Source organism: Bacillus sp. FSL K6-3458 (assembly GCF_038005045.1).
In the GTDB taxonomy this organism is placed as follows: Bacteria; Bacillota; Bacilli; order Bacillales; family Bacillaceae; genus Bacillus; species Bacillus altitudinis.
Genome location: NZ_JBBOSI010000001.1, coordinates 884,714 through 905,757, shown reverse-complemented (window position 1 = coordinate 905,757; position 21,044 = coordinate 884,714). Strand labels below are relative to the sequence as shown.

At 43.3% G+C, this 21,044-nt stretch carries 20 protein-coding genes; 2 read left to right on the top strand and 18 right to left on the bottom strand.

All coding sequences use genetic code 11. The features are described from left to right. Positions 1-10: 10 nt before the first annotated feature. The 9 genes from MHH23_RS04645 to MHH23_RS04605 all read right to left on the bottom strand — a co-directional run bounded on the left by MHH23_RS04645 (position 11) and on the right by MHH23_RS04605 (position 9,727). On the bottom strand, positions 11-1,039 hold the full coding sequence (locus MHH23_RS04645; RefSeq protein WP_286067844.1) for a polysaccharide pyruvyl transferase family protein: 1,029 nt from the start codon (positions 1,037-1,039) through the stop codon (positions 11-13). Continuing rightward, positions 1,039-2,067 carry a glycosyltransferase family 2 protein gene (locus MHH23_RS04640; RefSeq protein ID WP_340958988.1) on the bottom strand — a complete coding sequence of 343 codons (1,029 nt, stop codon included), beginning with the start codon at positions 2,065-2,067 and terminating at the stop codon, positions 1,039-1,041. The genes MHH23_RS04645 and MHH23_RS04640 overlap by 1 nt, the downstream gene beginning before the upstream one ends. 27 nt (positions 2,068-2,094) lie before the next feature. Next, positions 2,095-3,198: an EpsG family protein gene (locus tag MHH23_RS04635; RefSeq protein WP_024719852.1), complete on the bottom strand. Its 1,104-nt coding sequence runs from the start codon at positions 3,196-3,198 to the stop codon at positions 2,095-2,097. 14 nt (positions 3,199-3,212) lie between these two features. Continuing rightward, positions 3,213-4,343: a glycosyltransferase family 1 protein gene (locus tag MHH23_RS04630; protein WP_116306245.1), complete on the bottom strand. Its 1,131-nt coding sequence runs from the start codon at positions 4,341-4,343 to the stop codon at positions 3,213-3,215. Then, on the bottom strand, positions 4,336-5,175 hold the full coding sequence (locus MHH23_RS04625) for a glycosyltransferase family 2 protein (protein WP_116306247.1): 840 nt from the start codon (positions 5,173-5,175) through the stop codon (positions 4,336-4,338). The genes MHH23_RS04630 and MHH23_RS04625 overlap by 8 nt, the downstream gene beginning before the upstream one ends. A gap of 2 nt (positions 5,176-5,177) precedes the next feature. Next, complete coding sequence (locus tag MHH23_RS04620; RefSeq protein WP_113766929.1) at positions 5,178-6,317, bottom strand: glycosyltransferase family 4 protein; 1,140 nt, start codon at positions 6,315-6,317, stop codon at positions 5,178-5,180. Next, positions 6,283-8,157: a polysaccharide biosynthesis protein gene (locus MHH23_RS04615; RefSeq protein WP_116306249.1), complete on the bottom strand. Its 1,875-nt coding sequence runs from the start codon at positions 8,155-8,157 to the stop codon at positions 6,283-6,285. The genes MHH23_RS04620 and MHH23_RS04615 overlap by 35 nt, the downstream gene beginning before the upstream one ends. A 165-nt stretch (positions 8,158-8,322) precedes the next feature. Next, entirely contained in the window at positions 8,323-9,006 is a 684-nt protein-coding gene (locus tag MHH23_RS04610) for a CpsD/CapB family tyrosine-protein kinase (protein WP_008347761.1), read from the bottom strand. Then, positions 8,996-9,727: a YveK family protein gene (locus MHH23_RS04605; protein ID WP_024719858.1), complete on the bottom strand. Its 732-nt coding sequence runs from the start codon at positions 9,725-9,727 to the stop codon at positions 8,996-8,998. The genes MHH23_RS04610 and MHH23_RS04605 overlap by 11 nt, the downstream gene beginning before the upstream one ends. A 257-nt stretch (positions 9,728-9,984) precedes the next feature. Here MHH23_RS04605 and slrR point away from each other — a divergent pair, with 257 nt between their 5' ends. Beyond that, complete coding sequence (gene slrR / locus MHH23_RS04600) at positions 9,985-10,455, top strand: HTH-type transcriptional regulator SlrR (RefSeq protein WP_007500131.1); 471 nt, start codon at positions 9,985-9,987, stop codon at positions 10,453-10,455. A 259-nt stretch (positions 10,456-10,714) separates the two neighbouring features. Here the strand turns inward: slrR and MHH23_RS04595 are convergent, their stop codons facing one another. From MHH23_RS04595 to MHH23_RS04580, 4 genes are all read right to left on the bottom strand, one after another. After that, positions 10,715-10,939: a phage holin gene (locus tag MHH23_RS04595; RefSeq protein ID WP_008347764.1), complete on the bottom strand. Its 225-nt coding sequence runs from the start codon at positions 10,937-10,939 to the stop codon at positions 10,715-10,717. Positions 10,940-11,083: 144 nt separating this feature from the next. Continuing rightward, positions 11,084-11,980 carry an iron-hydroxamate ABC transporter substrate-binding protein gene (locus MHH23_RS04590; protein ID WP_007500130.1) on the bottom strand — a complete coding sequence of 299 codons (897 nt, stop codon included), beginning with the start codon at positions 11,978-11,980 and terminating at the stop codon, positions 11,084-11,086. A gap of 16 nt (positions 11,981-11,996) precedes the next feature. Beyond that, positions 11,997-12,998, bottom strand: coding sequence for a FecCD family ABC transporter permease (locus MHH23_RS04585; RefSeq protein ID WP_025208010.1), 1,002 nt, complete (start codon positions 12,996-12,998; stop codon positions 11,997-11,999). Next, positions 12,995-14,047, bottom strand: a complete 1,053-nt coding sequence (locus MHH23_RS04580; RefSeq protein ID WP_038475387.1) for a FecCD family ABC transporter permease — start codon at positions 14,045-14,047, stop codon at positions 12,995-12,997. The genes MHH23_RS04585 and MHH23_RS04580 overlap by 4 nt, the downstream gene beginning before the upstream one ends. A 310-nt stretch (positions 14,048-14,357) precedes the next feature. Between MHH23_RS04580 and MHH23_RS04575 the strand changes: the two genes are divergently transcribed. Next, positions 14,358-15,767, top strand: coding sequence for a polysaccharide deacetylase family protein (locus MHH23_RS04575; protein WP_041091297.1), 1,410 nt, complete (start codon positions 14,358-14,360; stop codon positions 15,765-15,767). 15 nt (positions 15,768-15,782) lie between these two features. On the opposite strand, the gene abc-f is transcribed toward MHH23_RS04575, so the two are convergent. The 5 genes from abc-f to opp1B form a co-directional block, all read right to left on the bottom strand. Beyond that, positions 15,783-17,342, bottom strand: a complete 1,560-nt coding sequence (abc-f, locus tag MHH23_RS04570) for a ribosomal protection-like ABC-F family protein (RefSeq protein ID WP_223255592.1) — start codon at positions 17,340-17,342, stop codon at positions 15,783-15,785. 334 nt (positions 17,343-17,676) lie between these two features. Next, entirely contained in the window at positions 17,677-18,447 is a 771-nt protein-coding gene (locus MHH23_RS04565) for an ABC transporter ATP-binding protein (RefSeq protein ID WP_047945656.1), read from the bottom strand. Then, complete coding sequence (locus MHH23_RS04560) at positions 18,441-19,259, bottom strand: ABC transporter ATP-binding protein (RefSeq protein WP_047945655.1); 819 nt, start codon at positions 19,257-19,259, stop codon at positions 18,441-18,443. Before MHH23_RS04560 ends, MHH23_RS04565 begins: the two co-directional genes overlap by 7 nt. Further along, the gene (gene opp1C / locus MHH23_RS04555) at positions 19,222-20,109 is read right to left on the bottom strand and encodes a nickel/cobalt ABC transporter permease (protein ID WP_116306254.1); all 888 of its coding nucleotides are present in this window, start codon (positions 20,107-20,109) and stop codon (positions 19,222-19,224) included. Before opp1C ends, MHH23_RS04560 begins: the two co-directional genes overlap by 38 nt. A gap of 5 nt (positions 20,110-20,114) precedes the next feature. After that, positions 20,115-21,044 carry a nickel/cobalt ABC transporter permease gene (gene opp1B, locus MHH23_RS04550; RefSeq protein WP_116306256.1) on the bottom strand — a complete coding sequence of 310 codons (930 nt, stop codon included), beginning with the start codon at positions 21,042-21,044 and terminating at the stop codon, positions 20,115-20,117.

Here is a 21,044-nt window from a genome sequence, read left to right as displayed (position 1 = left end):
TTAAGGGCCTTCATCCAACTTCCTCTCCCTTTTGTCTGCTTGTTTTCATATGCTGATGAATGGCCTTTTTCACCGTTTCCTCCGTTGGTTCCTTCAAAAGGGTCATAAACGGCAAGTGCGCTACCCATTCATATCCTTCCATGACTTTATGATCAAACGACCTGATGACAACACACGGTGTATGTGTGATCGCACAAAAGATCATGCCATGCAGTCGATCTGTCACGACGACTTGTGCCTGTCTCAACTGCGTCCATAACGTGGATAATTCCTCTAAACGAGTCGTTCGATTCACTCGCTTACCAATGGTCGTTGTGATAAAACCAACTTGATCATACGTTTCTTTGATATGCTCCTGCAGTTGTTTTCGTTTCTCTTTCGTGAGATATGCCTCCTTATCCTCACGCAGACAAAGCAGCACACCTTTACGGGTTTGACTCTTTGATGTTTCGTCTAATGTCAGGACCATATCAGGCTGTTTCCACACCTCTTTATTAGGAAAATGCTTCTTCATCCATTGATAGGTGGTTTGATCTCTTGCCATCAAGAGAAGCCTCGGGTGTTGCTGATATGCTTGAATAGCGCGGCGTTCTTCTCTTTTCCCTCTCTTTGTTTCTGTAAAATGAGCAGTAGCGGGCAGCTGAATAACAGGATAGGACTTAAAGGCATTCATGATAAATTGTCTTGTCCATTCTTCATATCGATATAAATCGCCCATGTTGCCCCCGCCGATAATACAGACAATGTCCTCTGGGTGCCGCGCGTGCTTCAGCGGACGTGCTAGACGATACATCTCCTGCATGTCTACTTCTATGATTTGATAGTCTGGAAAGTGCTTTTGTAGAAAACAGCAGCTGGCATAGGCAATCGCGTGATCACCTAAGTTGTCATGTGCCGGCAGCAGCGTGAGAATGATTTTCTTCTGATGACGCAGCTCTGGCAGTCTTTGGCGGCTCAACCTATATTGAAGTGGATACTTGACCTTTAAGAGCAGCCACTCTGCGGCATGTGCTTTTAATTGCTGCAATGTCACACTCATCACCCCGATTTTCTCGTTTGATATTCAATCCATTTTTGATAGCTTGAAGCTGCGGCAGAGAGCGGATACACCCACTGCATCCTAGCAAGGAATAAGATCATTCGCTTTCGCATAGTCAGCTTCGATGGTTCCACTTGTTTCACAGCCTTCTGAAAAGCTTCATGTGTCACCATTTCACGCATATGACCAAGCTTTTTTTGAAAGGAAAGGGAATTTTGGCTCTTCCATTCATTGAGCATACAATGCAGCGTATGATTCACGATAAAAAAATAAAAAGCCTTCTCATATGGTGTCAGCTCATCATGCTCTTTTAAAAACAAACGCTGCGCGTCATAAAACGCCAGTCCATGCTGAAAATACTGCTTTTGATATCGCTGGACAATGGATGACAAATGAACCCGGTAATAATAAAGCGGCTCATGAACAAAGGCAATGACACGTGATAAAGAAAAACAGCGCAGCGTGACATATTGATCTTCAATATTCTCAAGCTCACCTCTCAACGGAAAACGGATATGATGCTTTTCGATAAACGCCCGCCGATAGAGCTTATTCCATGAGAATCCCGTGATCTCACCATGTAATAACGATTCTATTAAACTTGTCTTATCGGCTTCCTGTTGAGCTAACAGCGTCGTCGGTATGATCCGTTTTGACTGTTCAAACTGAATCCAATATTCACTGACAACAAGATCAGCACCGGTGTTTTCGGCTTTTTGATATAAAGCCTCACAGTATTGAGGAGCGAGAACATCGTCTGAATCAACAAAGGCAAGATACGTTCCTGTTGCTTCTTCTATGCCCCTGTTCCTCACCGCTCCCAGCCCTTGATTGGTTTGGTGAATCACCCGAAATCGCTCATCACGCGCAGCAAACGCTTCAAGGATGTCTCCACTGTGATCGGTAGATCCATCGTTAATGAGGATGACCTCTATATCTGAAAAGCTTTGGTCTGCAATCGATTGAAGACACTGCTCCACATATTGACTAGTGTTATAGACTGCGACCAATAGACTGATAGCTGGCATGACAGCAAGCCCCACCTTTCTTCAAATCTACTTTGTAAAAATCGTTCGGTACGGTAAAACAGAAGAATCAAACGGCATCAGCATGATGCTGTACAAAATATAGCAAACCGCAATTCCGATATACATAAAGAAATTGGTTCGCTGATCAAAAATCCGTGTGAAATAAGGCAGTAAAATGAGCTGATACAGACCAAAGTAAATATGAAATCTTGCATAAATGACATCCTTCGTTGCAAGGATGCCAAACAAAAATCCAAGCAAGCAAAAATTCACAATATAATCACTCTCTGGGGTCAGCTCACGAAGTCGTTTTCGACAAAAGAACGCAAGCAATAACGGCAAAATCAAGACACCAATTTTCGTCACATTCATTCCATTCGTATTCGTTGTCAGCCACTCCTCGTAATGACCATAAGAACTCCCTTGCAGCATCACCACAAACACGGAGACAAAGCGGTCATACAGAGCAGTTAAGCCTAGAAAAATCATACATAACACAAGCATCATCCAAGACCATGCCTTTGTTCTGACGATGAAATAGACTGGAATCATAATGAGTGCCGAGGAATGAAATAGCGCGCATACAAGCACGAGCGGAAAATACCATTTCCACTGACCTTTGATGACAAACTGGATGGCATAAAAAAGAATCGCTGCCACCATATACTGCCGCATGCCATTAAACGAAGCGTAATAATGAAATGTGCCAAGAAATAGTAGCATACTAAGCTCAAATGGCCGTCCATATCGCACAAGTGTTTTGATAATAAAAAAATAGGTGATGATCCCAACTGTGATATACATGATTTGCGGCTCATGTGATAGTTGATTGAGCATCCATAAGATCAATGTAAAGCCCGGATCAGTGGCGGCCTTGTCTACACCGAATCCGAAAATATGCCAAGGCTTGTCATAGTTGACGGAGAACTCATACATTTGTCCATAGGTTACAAAATCAGTTCCTACTTTGTAGCGTATGCCCGCCACAATACAAAGAAATAAAAATGGAAAAAACACCAGAAGCTTGTTCGGCCGCCAGCCGCTTTGTATGGTATCATCACGTCTGCCATAAAATGCAGCAAAGCTCGACCATAAATAGACCATGATCATGTTCACCAAATAAACCGCCATCTGCCAATCCTTCCTTACAATCCATACACATTCATCACACGGGTGATGTTCTGTTTCACATCAAATCCTCTAAGGCCAAGCTGAGAAATAATCGTCTCCTGAAGAGGAGGGTCTGCATGGTAGGCTTCTAGTATGGCTTTCATCCACTCATGTGCTGAATCTTGCAAGGATTTCCGTTTCACAAGCCCACAACCTAAATCGACTTCCTTTGTGATATGATCTGAAATCACACATGGGAGTCCAGATGCCTGCGCTTCCACTAATACGAGAGGAAGACCTTCAAACAAAGACGGCATCACAAACACATCAAATGCTTTCATATACTGCGGAACCTCTGAGACAACGCCCGTAAACACAATGTCTTCCATTAATCCTGCTTTCACTGCATACGATTCAACCACTGGCCGGAGCGGCCCATCTCCGATGAGAACTAGCTGAAAGGAGACCCCTTGTTTTTTCAGTGTCTGCGCTAATTCGATGAAAAAAACATGGTTTTTCTGCTCATGAAATCGGCCAATATGTCCAATGATCAGTTTTCTCTCGTGAAGATGGAGGTCTTTTTTCATCTTCACCTTCGCTTCTGGCTCCAACTGAAAAAAAAGGTCCAAATCAATCCCATTTGGTAAAATGTTCACTCGTCCATCGTGCATTCTTTTTTGTCCAAATAAAAAGACACCGGCATCTTCACCGCATGCAACGAGCTGCGTAGAAAAGGCAAAGATCAATTGACGGAATCCTTTGAGCAACAAATGATCAACCCGGCTAGGAGACTGTTTCCAAGCCGTATTATGTGAATGGCAAATGCGTATCTTCACACCTGCCAGTTTCGCAGCAAGGGCAGAAAAGCCCGTTTGAAAATCTGTATGTGCATGCACTGCCTGATAAGGTCCCGTTTGCTTAATCGTCTTCGTCAACGTTTTGACAAACGTCCATGGAGAGGACGCTCCAATACTTGGGACATAAAAAATCCGCCCGCCAAGCTGACGAATTTCCTCATCGTAATCACAGACATCCTCCCGGTGGGTAATGAAATCAAATTGAAGAACATTCCGGTCGATTGCACGATAGATATTCATGATCATCGTTTCTGCTCCACCTCTGTTCATTCCGCCCACAACATGAAGTACACGCTTTGGCTCACTCATCCCGAATCGTCCTCCTTTTCACCATAGATCCTCCAAGTTTCCGCTGATGATAAAACCTCATGATCTTTGGTGACATACAGGCACGGATGACCGGCTTAAGCGCAAAGAGATAATCAAACGGCGACAATTTTAATTGCTTGCATGCTTGTAACACAAGCCAGGCATTGTCCATTGAATATCGGAATTTCCGGCGCTGAAAGGCCGCTTCATCCTCCCTTACAAGGTATAAGGGCTCTTGCAAATTAAAGCCTTTTCTCCCCGCAGCAAAAAAACGAATCCAAAGATCGATATCTTCCATGCGTCTGGTTGTTTTTACAGAACGATAGCCATTTAAAGACTTGTAGGCAGACGCTCTCATCATAATCGTCCCATGACAAAAAGGCGTTCCTCTTGCTAACACCCTTCGATCAGGCTCTGAGACAAGTGCTCGAACGCCCTTCGCCCCTGACTCATCAAACACCGTCATCGCCGTACCAACCACATCATATTCTGGATGCGCTTCGAGGAAATGAACCTGTTTTTCTAATCGTGTAGACACTGATATATCATCGCCATCCTGTCTTGCAATCAGTTCTCCATTCGCTTCAGTGAGACAACGATTTAAACTGGCGGCAAGTCTTTGATTGTGTTCGTTTTGAATGAGGCGAATTCTATCTGGATCACGCATGGTATAGTGCAGCACTTTTTCATAGGTGCCATCTGTTGATGCATCATCACATATGATGAGCTCCCAGTTTTCATAGGTTTGACGAAGAATCGATTCAATGCTTTCTTCTACTGTCTCTTGGCAATTGTAAACACCCATGATAATCGATACTTTCGGCTGACGCATGCTCACATCACCTTCTCTTTTTGATCCATATACGTTGTGTAAATTTCCTCCATTGCACTTACCGTCTGCTCCTGTGCAAATGCGTGAGCCATAGAACGTCCCGCTTTCCCCATTAGGTGAAGCTGGTCCTTTTTATGATAGAGCTGTTGTAAATAAACGGCTAAACCATTCACATCATGCGGTTTGACTAAAAAGCCGTTCACTCCATGTTTGACGAGCTCACAATGCCCTCTATTTTCTGTTGCAATCACCGGCTTTTCAGCAGACATCGCTTCAAGAAGATTCATCCCAAGTCCTTCTCTCAAGCTGGTTGATACACATACATCGCTCATATGCATCCAATCTTCGATGTGTTTGCAAAATCCCGCAAACTGTACATGTTCCTCAAGATTCAGCTGACAGACCAGCTTTTCATAGGACGACCGACTTGTCCCTTCTCCAGCAAATACAATTTTCACATGTGGTATATTCCGATACACCTGCGCGCAAGCTTTGATGAGCATTCCTTGATTTTTATTGTCATTTAATTCACCAGCACACAGCACGATAAAATCTTGCGTGGTAAAACCATATGCTTTACGAAGGCGGTCTTTTTCTTTGTCATCAACTGGTGCAAATCGCTTCATATCGACACCCATACCGGGAACATAATGCACAGCCGCCTTCTCTTTTGACAGACGATCGGCTCTTTCATAGTCTTCTCCATTAATGGTGATGAGTGCATCCGTATATTGAACGAGCCATCTCTCAACTGGATAATAAAGCAGCCAATTTTGAAGCGGTGCCCCCTTCCAAAAGTGAAACCCATGCGCTGTGTAAAGAACTTTCGTCCCTTTTTTGCGCGTCCCTTTGGCCGCTAGCCTGCCAATGACACTCCCCATCGGTGTGTGACAATGGATGAACTGATAATGCTCTTTTTCTAACAGCTTTTTCAGCTCCACATAAGCAAGCCGGTTGTGCAAATGAAAAGGGGAACGCTGAATCGGAATGGAATGCGCTTGATCCACATACGGTAGCTCCAGCTGGCCATTTGCCGCTGTATGCACTTCCCATCCTTGTTCCTGAAACCATCTGAAATACGGGAGATGGAACGCCTTAAAATGATAATCAACCGTTGCGCAAAACAAGACTTTTTTCTTCATTAGCAAGTGGCTCCTCCTCTCGTTGCATCGGTTCAGGCAATACATCATGCGACTCAATGGCGGCAAACAAGGCCTGTCTTAATTGATCGTCACTCATCATATTAAATTCGTGAATAAAGCGGTTCAGCACATACGGATCTCCATCCAAGGCATGCCCAATATGGATTTTCGGGAAAATTTGCTCCTGTGCTTTTTCATGCTGGTTGAGTAGCTCCTCGTACATTTTCTCTCCGGGACGAATCCCCGTAAATGTGATTGGAATCTGGTCTGTGGTGTAGCCTGAGAGGTGAATGAGGTTTTCTGCGAGGTCGACAATTTTGACTGGCTCCCCCATGTCTAAAACAAAAATCTGCCTTCCTTCTGCTAGTGCACCAGCTTGAATAACAAGCCTTGATGCTTCTGGTATCGTCATAAAATATCTTGTCATGGCTGGGTGCGTGACAGTCACTGGCCCGCCTTTTTCAATTTGTTTTTTAAAGATCGGAATGACACTGCCCCTGCTTCCGAGTACATTCCCAAACCGGACGGCGACAAATTTCGTTTCACTGCTTGCCCCCATTTGCATAATCACCATTTCAGCAAATCGCTTTGTCGCTCCCATCACATTGGCAGGGTTGACCGCTTTGTCAGATGAGATGAGGACAAATGTTTCAACTCTGTGCTCATGTGCAGCTTCTGCCACATTTTTTGTCCCGATGATATTGTTTTTCACCGCTTCTTTCGGGCTGATTTCCATGAGCGGGACATGTTTATGTGCGGCGGCATGATAAATCATATCCGGCTGAAAATGACCAACGATTTCACTCATTTTTTGTTTATCTTGAATATCCGCAATTTGTGGATATAGGCTAATGCTGTCTCCATACAATTCTTTCAGCTCTAGTAAAATAGAATGAATGCTAAATTCTCCATGTCCCACAAGCACAATCGCCCGAGGGGAAAATACACAAATTTGACGACAGATTTCTGACCCGATAGACCCGCCAGCTCCTGTCACCATAATCGTTTTTCCTTTTAGGTGAACGGATAGACGGCTTGTATCTAATTGAATCGGCTCTCTTCCAAGCAAATCCTCTGGCTGTACATCCCGCAATTGATTCAGCGCATGGGTTCCTTTTAAAATCTGTTCCATTTCCGGCATAATCTGTGTTTTGATTCCAGTCGCTACACATTCCTTATATAGTCCTTTTAATGTGTGACTGCTTTTGGATGGAATAGCGATAATGATCTTTTGAATATCCATCATCGCAACAGCCGTTTGAATATGTTCTTTTCCCCCAAGAACAGGCAGCCCCATAATTTCAAGCTTATGCTTTGTTTTGTCATCATCAATGAAAGCGACCGGCTCAATATGTACATCACTCGACTGCTGAAGCTGACGAACAATAATGGTCCCGGCTGATCCAGCGCCAATGATTAGTGCCCGCTCCTTTTCAACTTGAAACCGCTTGGCACCATCATGAAACAGCCTGGATGCCATTCGTGATGCACCGATGAATAACACATGGAAAAGCCAGACAATAAATAAAAAACGAAATGGCCATGTCTGCACAAAAATGTACAGCATCGTCATAGAAAATAAAAATGAACACGCAAAGGTCTTCATTAAAGAAAATAGCTCTCTAACCCCTGTATAAGCCCATACTTGCTTGTACACGTGAAAAATATACGAAAACAAATGGTGCCCGATCAGTAGACTGAGCGAAGAAATGACGAGCATTTCAAATGTATATACGGTTAACGCTGCCTCTTGGACAAATTGAAAGCCAAAAAAGACGGCAACTAAGATGAGATATGAATCTAGTGCCACGATGATTGATAATCTTTGGGCGTAAGTCAACGCTCCTCCCCCTTTTTAAAACATCACTATTCTTACGTAAAATGGGCATCAAACCCGTCCTCACATCCCACTACCGATGACGAGCATCTAAGGCATATGTCATGCCCACAGCAGGATCGAGTGCCTCCGTTGTTAAAGATTAGGAGACATCACCTATCAATCTCTTTAATACATATAGTGCCTTCCCTTTTTCACTTTCTTGCCATTTAGCATCGCCCCAAGCAGTTTCCCTGTCGTACCCTCTAATACTTCTTTTGATTTCTTCACAGCGGCAATCTTCGTTTTACCGCTTAAAACCACAAGAATGCTTCCATCCGTCCGGTTTGCTAATATTTTGGCATCGGCTACAGGTAGAAGCGGTGTGGAATCAACAATCACCATGTCATACTGCTGCTCAATCTCGTAAAATAGCTGCTTCATCACAGAGGAGGAAAGCAGTTCAGCGGGATTTGGCGGAATGGTCCCACTCGGAAGCAGCTCTAAATGCTCAATCGGTGTAGGCAAAATGGCTTCTTCCAAACTGCAATTATTTAATAGCACATTGGTCAATCCGGTGTGCGGACTCAGATCAAAATATTCATGAATGGCTGGTTTACGTAAATCAGCATCCATGAGCAAGACCCGTTTTTTCTGCTGTGCAAAAACAGCTGCCAAGTTTGCAGCCGTAAATGATTTTCCTTCCTTCGGCAAGGAGGATGTGACCAATATCGACTTCAACCTCGTTTGAATCGACGTGAATTCGATGTTCGTTCGGATCGTTCGGAATTGTTCCGCAATGACAGAGTGAGGATTTAATACAGAAATACAGGATAAATCTCTTTTTTCTCGTTTTTTCCTCTTAAAAATCAATGTTCTGTCCTCCCGTTATGACGGACTGCTTGTCTTTTTTTGCCCTCCTGTCTGCCTGCATCTGATAGACACTGCCGAGCGACGGCAATCCGATCTCTTCTCTTATTTGATGTGTTCGTTTCACCGTATCATCGAGTAAATTCATTAAGAAAATGAGTGTCATTCCCCCTAATACAGAGGCGCCTAGTGCCAGAACGATGTGAACGAATTTACGTGAGTTCATCAGTATCGTGTTGGACAGCTTGGCTTCAGACAAAACATTAATGCGATCCATATTCATGGTTTTTTTGATTTCTTCTTGCAGCACCTCTGTGGCTGTATTCGCAATGGCTACTGCCTTCGCTCGGTCCTCATCTTGTACAGAAATATTTATGACCTCTGACTCATTTTCTGTACTTGTGGCAATTTTGTGTTTTAATCCTTCCGCCGATTCTGTAAGATTGAGTGTTTCTTTTACTTTTTCAATAACGATTGGACTTTTTAATAGGACTTGAAAGGTACGTGTATATTGAAGGTTCATCTGAATATCGTTTAAATTCGCTTGTGCATCACTGCTTCGTTTATGAACAAGAATTTGAGTGGTTGCCTGATATACAGGAGTCGAGACATAGAACTGATAGTAGGCTGAAATGCCCGTTACGATCAGGACAATCAGGATCAGAAGGGCCATTTTCTCTTTTATGACAGAAAACAGCTGCTTAAAACCTATATTCTCATTCATAGATACCTCCCGATTTCATCATAAAAAGGTTATATATGGTTTCTTTTTGTTAATGATTGGATTATAAAAGATAATACCCGCAAAGAAAAATGTCATAATAGGTCTTATAGTTCTTTTTAAAGAACGAAATCGTTCGTTTTCTTTTGTTTACTTCCTGTTTCTTACGTTTTTGAATTTTATAAAGAACAATTTATTTCTTATAATGAACGAAAAGGTCGCAGAACGATTCGCCGGGGAGAAGGGAGATCATATATCGAATGATAGGAAAGGTGATACGCATTTACCGAAAGAGGAAAGGATACTCAATCCAGCAGCTGGCTGAAGATGCCCATGTCTCTAAATCGTATTTGAGTAAAATTGAGCGTGGTGTCCATCGTAATCCATCTGTCCAGTTTTTAAAAAAGGTATCCTCATCACTAGACATTGATTTACAAGAGCTGTTTGATGCAGAAACGATGATGTTTCATTACGCTGAGGGCGGTGAACAGGAGTGGCGGGATCATATCGTTCATGCCGTCCAATCCGGCATGCCTAAAGAAGAACTGTATCAGCTGCTCCAAACCTACAGAAAGGAGCAGGAAGGAAAGACGTTACATGTCCATCATAGAAAGCTGACCGACTCAAATATGTCAGAATGGAAGCGTCTCATGAGTGAAGCAAAGGCCATTGGCTTAACCATCGAGGAAGTGAAAGCGTTTCTTACCAATATGGGAGAACACCGGGCGTAAGCCACTGAGATCAAACCAATTTGCGGGGAGAGGCGCTTGTCGCTTCGATGAAATAGAGCCTTTTTATATGAAAAGGCTCTTTTCAGTTTATGGACAAAGGGCTAAAATGAACTTATTTTAGCCCTTTGTCTTCTTTTCAGCGTGATAGAAAACCTTTGCAGTCTAGTAAGGACGAGCACCCGAGCGCAGGGCTGACACCGAATGCGAGAGTTTGTCTAAATGCTGAGAGCCTTTTTGCATGAAAAGGCTCTGTTTTCTGTTATTCTTCTTTTTTGGTTCGTGCTTTTTTCGTAATATCATTGTTCTTCCAATAGGCCCATAGTGATGTGATGCCAAGAAAGGCTAACGTAATGAATTGCTGCACACCTTCTTCATCAATTGGAATTGGGCTTTTTCCTGCAGCAGTGAGAGCGCTGTTCACAAGTGCCAATAAAAGCAGCACAAGCCTCGCAATAGTGCCTGCACTAATTTTTTGAACCTTCAACTGTAACCCCTCCCCTTATCCTTTCATACGGGCGATACTGCTCGTTCCCTCTCATATGTATGCAAAAAGCGAATGAATAGAAGATCGAATCAAAAAAGAGACATCATTCCTAGATGCGGAATGATGCCTTGATTTATGTGCTGTTTATTTAGAGAACATCTTTTTTGCTTCATCCATTGCCATTTTGTTGCCTAGAGCTGAATAATCTAACCATGGCTGATCGGCAATCGGATACACTTGGTTTTTCTTCACGGCTTTTAGGCCTTTCCAAATCGGCGTCTGCTCTAACTGTTTGAATGCCTGTTGCGCCTTATCATCACGGTTCACGACGACAAAAATAGCATCTGCATCAAAGTCAGGAAGCACTTCTTGAGAAATGACTTCAAATGGACGTTTGCTGTCCAGTTTTTTCACACCATCTACAGGTGTCAGTCCTAAATCATCGTATAAAATTGGCCCCATCGGACGTTTCATACTAAATACTCGAAGCTCTTTTGCTGTTACACGAATCGCCATCACTTTTCCATTTCCAATCTTTTTCTGGATGAGTGATTTGACTTCTTTTGCTTCTTGATTGTAGTCCTTAATATATTGATCGGCTTCTTTTTCTTTATTGACGAGCTTGCCGATTTTTTTCAAATGATCACGCCATGTGCCATCATTTAAATTAAACACTTCGGTTTTGGCGATTTTCTTGTATTTTGATAAGTCTTGTCCAGCCAGTTCTTCATCGACGTAAATGACATCTGGTTTTAAAGCAAGCAATGACTCCATATCAGGATCTGCTGCGATGCCCAGCTTTTTCGTTTGGCTAAGCTGCTTTTTCGCATGTGGAAGGAAATCTTTTAAGTCTCCCCCTACAACAGAGCCAGCAGGTTTTATCCCGAGTGCTAATAAGTCATTTGTTAAATGAATCGACAAGGACGCAATCTTAGGTGTTCCGTTTTCATCTTGATTTGTTGTCTTCTTTGTTTCCTGTTGACCACAAGCGGCCAGAATCAAGAAACAGAGCGTTAAACCAAACACAAGTACTTTTTTCATGATGAGTTCCTCTTTCTTATTTTGTTTTTGTTAGTAAATAGAGAAAATAAGGTGCTCCGATAAAAGCCACAACCACACCCGCTGGGATGGCATTTGGGGCAAATATGGAACGTCCGAGTGTATCAGCACTGACCAAAATCAACAATCCAAGCAAAGCGCTCACTGGTAAAAAATATTGGTGCAGTGAGCCGACAAGACGCCTCGCCAAATGAGGTGCAACAAGGCCAATAAAACCAATTCCGCCTGTCATCGATACACTTGCACTTGCTAGACCAACAGCTAAGGTGAGAAGAAAAAGTCGTTTGCGCTCTACACGTACTCCGACACTTGAGGCGACGGCATCACCTAATGTTAACGCATTGAGTGTGCTGGACTGCATGAGCGTAAGCGGGACAAGACATACGATCCAAGGTAGGAGCGCAAGCACATGAATCCAGTCTCTTCCCCATACATTTCCCACAAGCCACCTTGAAGCGAAGGTGTATGTATCTTCATCCAGTTTCAATGACAAATATAACGTCAATGCACTAAACCCCGCAGCTACGGCAATTCCAACAAGGATCAGCCGGATAGGCACAAGCCCTTCATGCCTGTCGTACGCAAGAAGAACGATGACTGCCGCCGCAAGTAGGCCTCCACCAAATGTAAAGAGCGGAATGAGTAAAGATGGATTTCCTTCTAGTACGTGAAAATACGTCACAAAGATGATTAAGCCGAATGCGGCTCCTGCATTCAGACCAATAATCCCAGGGTCAGCCAGTGGATTGCGGGATAAACTCTGCAAAATGCCACCTGCAATACCTAGACCTATTCCAGCTAGTATCGTCACGACGATTCGAGGCAGACGATAATCAAACAGCACCGTCTCACTTTGGAAATCTCCAAAGCCAAATAACGTTTTGACGACAACGAGAGGACTGAGTTTCAGCGTGCCGGTATTTAAACTATACAGCACGACAGCCGCACTCAGACAAAGCAAAACGGCTGTCACGACAAGAGCACGCCGTTTCTCTTTCATGACAGGTTCCTCCCTTCTTTTCTGGCAATATATAAGAAGAAAGGAACACCAACAAGTGCCACCATGACGCCAATGGCAAGCTCTCTTGGCGGATTTACTGTCCGGCTGGCAAGATCAGCGAAGACGAGAAGCATTGCGCCTAAAATCGCTGACATCGGAATGACGAAACGATAATTGACCCCAACCAGCTTTCGTGCAATATGCGGAATGACAAGCCCGACAAACCCAATAGACCCAACCGCCGATACAGAAACGCCTGCCAGCAGAACCGCAGCTGCCATACCTAGTATTCGCACTTGCCGGGTTTTCACCCCTAAATTCGCAGCTACATCTTCACCAAGTGATAATAACGAGAGGGATCGTCCTAATAACATCGCCCAAACGATGACAATGAGAATGACTGGAGCAAGGATCATCAGCTGCGGCCATTTGACACCTGCCACACCCCCTGCATACCAAAAAGCCAGATCCTGACTGAGATCAAAGTAAATGGCGATACCTGAGCTTAGCGCATGCAGCAATGCGGCAACAACAGCTCCAGCTACAGTGAGCCGAAGTGGGGTCAGCACGCCGCCAGCCGCCCCAATGGCAAAGATCAGCAGTGTACTGAGAACGGCACCAAAAAAAGAAAATAACATCAATGCCGAATAAGGCATTCCTGGAAAAAAAGCAAAACAGAGAGCGACTACAAACATCGCACCGCCGTTAATGCCTAATATCCCCGCATCTGCCAGCGGATTTCTTGTAATGCCTTGCATGAGCGCACCTGCCACAGCAAACGCCGCTCCAACAAGCGCAGCTCCTAGCACACGAGGAAGCCTTAATTCATGAATGATCTGCTGCTCTGTTACATGAGACTGATAGTCAAACACAGCTGTCCAGACCGTTTGCAAAGACAATGACTTTGCACCGTAGGAAACAGCCAAAAACATAGCCGCCAATAAACCAATGACAGCGAGAAAAAACAATAAAAAGAACAAAATAGGTGATGATCGTTTTTGTTGAGATGTTCGCTTATCCGGCAAAATCGGTGTCATCCTTTTCTTCATTAAAAGTCAGTTTGAAAATGAGAATCATAATCATCAAAATTATAGCCGTCAGCCTTTGAAAAATCAATGTACGGCTCATTTTTTTAATTATTGAAGGTATGTGTAGACGGCAAATAAGAGAATTCTTTTCTTCTGCTTTTTCTCGTTCTGAAAGACCTATCAATTTTTACAGTATTTTAATAGGAAAATAGTTGACATTCCGCATGAAAATCCCCTAAAATTACAAAAGTAAGTCAAATGTTATAAAAATATTACAAACAGATGTCAAAGGAATAAAGAATGACCCGTCATGAGAGGAGAATTGAAAGTTGTGTCAGTAAAGGGAAAATGGAGTATCATCCTATTTGCGCTTGCCATCGTCATTGGAGCAGTTGCATTCTTTCAAAATCAGCAAGCAAGCGGTACAGAGAAGAAAAATGTGAAGCAGGATACGAATTATAAAAATGTTGAAATTGTCACTCTTGTAAATGACGGGAAGTTTATGAGATATGCGGTGAACTATCCACTTTTTCATCAAAAAAAGTTAGATGACAAGATTCAAAGCTATGCGAATTCAGCATTAGAGCATTTCAAAAAGACATTTAGTGAAGCAAAGGACATTGATGAAAACAAACGGTTTGAACTGAATATTGACTATGACATGGTGCACTATGCAAAACAATCTGCGGCCATTTATTTTACGACCTACACGTATACAGGTCAGCAAAATGGGACCACTCATCACGTCACAATCAATTTCGATTTTCAGAAAAAAGACTTTCTTGACACAAAAGATTTATTTCAACCAAAAAAGGACTATTTGAAAAAATTATCCTATATTACATACACGGAGCTTAAAAAAGATAAAACCTTGTCTAAGGATCTATCACTCCTTCAAAAAGGAACAGCCCCTACTGATCAAAACTTCAGTCAATTCGCCTTAAAAGAGAAATATATAGAGTTCTATTTCCCAGCTTCTCAAGTAGCCGCAAAGGACTTAGGTCCGCAAACGCTGGCGATCAAAAAGACGTTGCTAAAAGATATCTTGAAGCCTGAATATATGAACAAGACCAAAAATCAGAATGAAATCAAAGAACCGAATCCAAAAAGAAAAGCCGTCAAGCTGCCGCAAAAGCCAAAGCTTGATCCGAATAAAAAAGCCATCGCACTCACATTTGATGATGGTCCAAACCCAGCCACAACTTCAACCATTTTAGCAGCGCTGAAAGAAAATAAAGGACACGCCACCTTTTTCGTATTAGGAAGCAGGGTTCAGTATTATCCTGGAATGCTTGCCGACATTTTAAAGAGCGGAAATGAGATCGGAAACCATTCATATAACCATCCTTTATTAACGAGACTCCCTCTAAAAGAAGCGGTCAAACAAGTAAAAGACACGCAGAAGCTGATTGAAAAGGCCAGCGGTTATACTCCTACGCACTTTAGACCGCCATATGGAGGAACAAATCCCGACATCAATCAAGCGGTGGGCATGAACGTTTCATTGTGGGATGTCGATCCTGAAGACTGGAAAATTCGCAACAGCCAGCAGATCACAAACCATGTTCTCTCACATGCAGCAGATGGCAAAACCGTACTCATGCACGATATTTATGACAGCTCTGCTCGAGCAGCAGTGAAGATCATACATGAACTCACCAAACAAGGCTACCAGCTTGTCACAGTCAGCGAACTTGAACAATTGAAAAAAGAACGAAACGAACAGACCCCTGTGCAGTAAACACAGGGGCTTTTTTTATGACTCTAACAACTTCTTTCTTTTTAACAATGCTTGAAACGTCTCTTCAAGCTCACGAGAAGGCTCGATGCTTAAACGACTGAGCACTTCAGACAGCTGCATATCAATCAGCAGGAGCTCTTCTTCTTTCTTTGTAGCAGCTGGCTTTTCTTCCTTTTGTTTATATTCTTCATAGGTGCCATCAAAGCGTTCAATGGTACCCTCGTGCACATGAAGAATACGAGTAGCCACCTGCTCAATGAGCCTCCTGTCGTGGGAGACAAACACAACTGTGCCCGGGTAATCTTTTAAAAGTCCTTCAAGCGCTTCTACTGCCGCAAGGTCTAAAAAGTTCGTCGGTTCATCAAGCATCAGAACATTGGCATCACTGACGAGCAACTTTGCAAGCATCGTCTTCACTCGTTCCCCGCCGCTTAATACGTTCGTCAGCTTATACACATCGTCTCCCCGAAACCCAAGTCTCGCTAAAACGGTGCGAACGATCGTCTCATCTTGAATCGCCTGTTCCAGTGCATTTTGTAAGATCGATTCATCTAGATTCAGTCCTGAAAGATCTTGGCTGAAATAGCCAATCTTCACGGCTTCTGAACGAAAAATCCCGGGATGTCCGTTTACAAGCATTCGGAGAAATGTCGTTTTACCACTCCCATTCTTCCCAATGATCGCGACTTTGTCTCCGCCTCTCACTTCAACATTCGCCTTTTTCCAAAGGACTTTATCTCCTGCCATGCCATCTACATGTTCGACACGAAAAATGGAGCGGCTTGCCACTTCCTTCATGGTGTGCTGCGTCATTTGAAGAGGCTGGACTTCCTTTACCTTCTCCACCTTTTCTAATTTCTCCATTCTTGTTTCAATAGATTTGGCTGTTTTTTGAAGCTTTTTTTGCTTGTTTGCATAATAAGGCTTTGCAATTTTAGGCCCCGAGGATTTCAGCTTTGGAGATGGCTTTGTCGCTTTGTCGGCTTTTTTCATTTTCTTTTGCAGTGCATGTTCTAACTGTTTTTTCTTTTGGGTATACACCTCGTACGCCTCCACGTGCTGGCGATGTTCGAGTTCTTTTTGCCGGGCAAAATCGCTGTAGTTGCCTTTGTATAGTTTGAGCTTCCCATCTTCCAATTCCCAAATGTCTGTACATAACGCATCTAAAAAAGCACGGTCATGCGAGACGACAATCAGAGCACCTTGATGATGACAAAGCTTTTCTTCTAGCCACTCAATATGCTCCGTATCTAAATGAGTCGTGGGTTCATCGGCTAATAAAAGGGCAGAAGGCCGGCTTAAAGCTCTTTCAATATAAGCTTGAGTCATCTCTCCGCCACTTTGTCTGCCATCTCCTGTCTTTAGTTGAGGAAGCAGCGTACAAGTTGTAGTATGTGCAAATGTACCGCTGTCTGGTTTTTCCCTCCCCGCTAGTACATGGAGCAATGTCGTTTTCCCACTGCCATTTGTCCCTACAAGGCCGATTCGGTCCCCTTGATGAATGGCAAGCTCCTCTATATCAAATAACAAACGATCCTTTCGAAATACTTTTAATTGGTGGGCTCTCAGTAACATCCAACCCTCTCCTTTCGTATCAGGAGACATGAAAAAGCCTCCCATTCTCAGAATAGGAGGCAAAATGGTGTACAAAAATAAGCGTATCGATACAGAATGACATGCGGTTCATCAAATGAGCACACATATCCCCAGTATCCATCACTTCAATCTTTGATTCCCAAGCTGTACCATCCTATTCCGAAGCTAAAAAATGAAAACGCAGCAAACATAGCAACACATATCGTTTGCTCACTGCCTTCGTTCTTTCATTTTGCTTACAGGTCATAGGATTAGTACTTCATTGCATTGGGTCACCCTTCCGTCATTTGTTACGTATACGATAAAAGATTGGTTATTTTTTGTCAAGCTGAAAAGGCATGAGTGAGTCTATTAGCTTGAGCGTAAATGGATGAGTCGCTTCAAACAGCTGGTCACTTTTACATTCTTCCACAAGTTTTCCCTCATGTAAAAAAAGAAGTCGATCACATAAAAAAACGGCTGCCTCTAGATCATGGGTAATCATGAGAATGGTCATATCTAACTCTTGCTTTAATGTCTCAAGAAGTTCCAATATTTGAACTTGGACAGAAACGTCAAGTGAGCTAAGGACTTCATCTAAGATGAGAATGGCTGGATTCGTCGATATGGCTCTTGCTATGCATACACGCTGGAGCTGACCGCCGCTTAGCTGATGAGCATATTGATTTAGCAAAGACGATGGAAGTCTTACTTGCTTGAGCAGGGACAACACTTTTTGGTTCACATCCATGTTTCGCTTTATTATTTGCATGGGTTCTGCTATGATCTCTTTCACTGTAAAGGAAGGATGGACAGAAGATAGATAATCCTGAAAAACAACACTCATTCCCCCCCGGTTCATCTTACGCCATGTATGAGCTGGCCATCCACCTATCTTTATCTCTCCGCCGTCTAATGTTTCTAAACCAAGCAGCGTACGTGCTATTGTACTTTTACCACTGCCGCTCTCACCGACTAACCCGACACATTCACCTTCTCCAATCTGAAATGAAACCTGATCTATGCGTGCTAGGGATTCCTCTTTATGAAAAAAGCGTCCTTTATCTTCTCCATGTTTAAGTAGTTGATTTGCTGTGATCAGCATGGGAATGCCCTCACTCTCTTCTGCTGCCTCAGTGCTTCAAGGGGTGCCGATAAGCGAAGCCTCGTTTCTAGTAAATGCCTCGTTTGAGGATGCTCAGGTGATGTAAATATCTCTTTTGCATGACGATGCTCAAGCATCTCCCCTTGGTGCATCACCAACAATTCATCAGCGATTGCCTGAACGACGCCTAAATCATGCGAAATGATGATCAAGGCAGCTCCTGTTTCTTCTTTCAGCGTCTGTAATTGCGTGATGACTTCACGCCGGTTATATGCATCTAATGATGCTGTAGGCTCATCGGCAATGATCACGTCAGGAGAAAGCATGATCGTAATGGCAATCATGACACGTTGAAGCATCCCTCCCGACAGCTCATGAGGATATTTTTTCATTAACATATGCGAATTGTTTAAATGGACACGTTCTAGCCCAGTAATCGCATGTGCTGTTCCTTCTTTGCCACGTATGCCCAAATGCCGCTGGAACGTTTCAAGTATTTGATGACCAATTGTTTCAATTGGATTGAACGCATTCATAGCATCTTGTGGAATGTAGCCAATTCGCTTTCCTCTCCAACGCTGTGCAGCATGACTTGTCAATTTTTCACCGTCAAACAAAATGGTCCCAATCATCTCTAGCGAAGGAGGGATGAGGCCAATTAATGCTTTTGCAACGGTTGATTTTCCGCTTCCACTTTCTCCAATAACGCCTAAACAACGTTGTCTATGTAATGTAAACGTGATATTTGCCGCCAAATCCTTTTGTTGAATCGGATCATGTACGGACAGGTTTTTTATCTCGATGAAAGGCAAACCGTCTCCCCCTTTTTTTGTTGCTAAGATGCATGGCAGGGTTCATGACCTGCTGAAGACTGTCTCCTAAAAAATTCAGTGCCATGACCACAAATAAGATCGCAAGTCCAGGCGGGAGCATATGAGCCGGGTGCGTCACCATGACATTCTTCGCCTCGTTGAGCATCATGCCCCATTCCGGTGTAGGTGCACTCACACCTAATCCAAGAAAAGACAGAGCAGAAATATTTAAAATGACCCAGCCTGCGTCAAGTGTAGCAAAGACAGCTATCTCTCCTGAGATGCGAGGAAATAGATGTTTTCGAAGGATATAAAAAGGTGAACCCCCAGATACTTTCGCAAACTGAACAGATGGTTCATTCGTATATTGCAGGACTGACGAACGAATCATCCTTGTATACCAAGCCCATTTTGCAAGGACATTGGCCAAAATAATATTGAAAAGCCCAGGTCCCATAATGCCCACAACAGCCAAAATCATCACCTCTGCTGGAAATGACAGCATGACATCACATATTCTCATCAACACTCCATCAACTTTCCCTCTAAAAAAGCCAGCTACGAGTCCAAGTATCGTGCCAATGAGCATCGTGATACACATTGTCAGCACGGCAGCAAGCATCGTTGTCCGAATACCATATAAGAGCCGGGACAATACGCATCTCCCCAGCTGATCGGTTCCGAGGGGATATGTTAGACTCACACCAGCATATTTTTGAAGAATGTTCGTGTCAGTTGGGTCATGCGGCGATAGAAACGGTGCAAACAGCCCAGCTAATGTGACAAGTACCAAAAGCCAGATAGACAGAATAGCCATTCGATCTTTTCTTAATTGATTCCATACGATCAAATTTTTTAGACCTCCTTTCTTAACTGCGGGTTCATGATCATTTGTATGACATCAGCAACAAGGTTGCACACAACGAACAGGCATCCCATCACAAACAAATAGGCTTGAATCATAGGGAAATCGGCGTGAAAAATAGCTGTTACACACAAACGGCCAACCCCTGGCCAAGCAAAGAGATTTTCAATAATAACGGTTCCTGCAATGAGCTTTGGTACTGACATACCGAGTGCTGTTACCGCTAGTTGAAGGGCATGTCTCATCACCTTCAATTGAATGGTTCGTTCCTTTAAACCACGAGCTCTTGCATAAAAAACAAAGGGCTCGTGCTGAAACTTTAGGATTTGATTTCGAATGAGTCTCACATAGGTCGATAAGTAGCCAAGTGATAAAGTCATCGCTGGCAAAAGAATCGATTTAAATCCTTCCATTCCACTCGTGTTGACCCAGTTAAATTTGACTGAAAAAAGCCAGATAAACAAAATGCCCAACCAAAAACTAGGCATGGAAGCTGCAATAAACACAAATGCTCTCACGATTCGATCCAACCATGTATGTGCCGCATATGCACACACCATTCCGAACAACAAACTCAGCACAATAATAAACAAAAGGGACATCCCTGCAAGCTGTAAAGTCGCAGGAAGTGCCTCCAAGATCAGATCAAGAACTGGCTCCCGCGTGACATAGCTGCTGCCAAAATCACCTGTTAATCCATCTTTAAGCCATGTGGCATATCGTAAGAAAAATGGTTGATCTAAGCCTAGATCTTGACGCATGAATTCAACCATTTCTTCGGTTGGGGTTACTTGGTTCACACGTAAAGCGACCTCAGCTGGATCACTTGAACGCATCGCAAGCAGCACAAACGCAAAGAAGGTAATGAATACAATGAGTGGTAAAAGAAATAATAATCTTTTTATGATATAGCGTGTCAT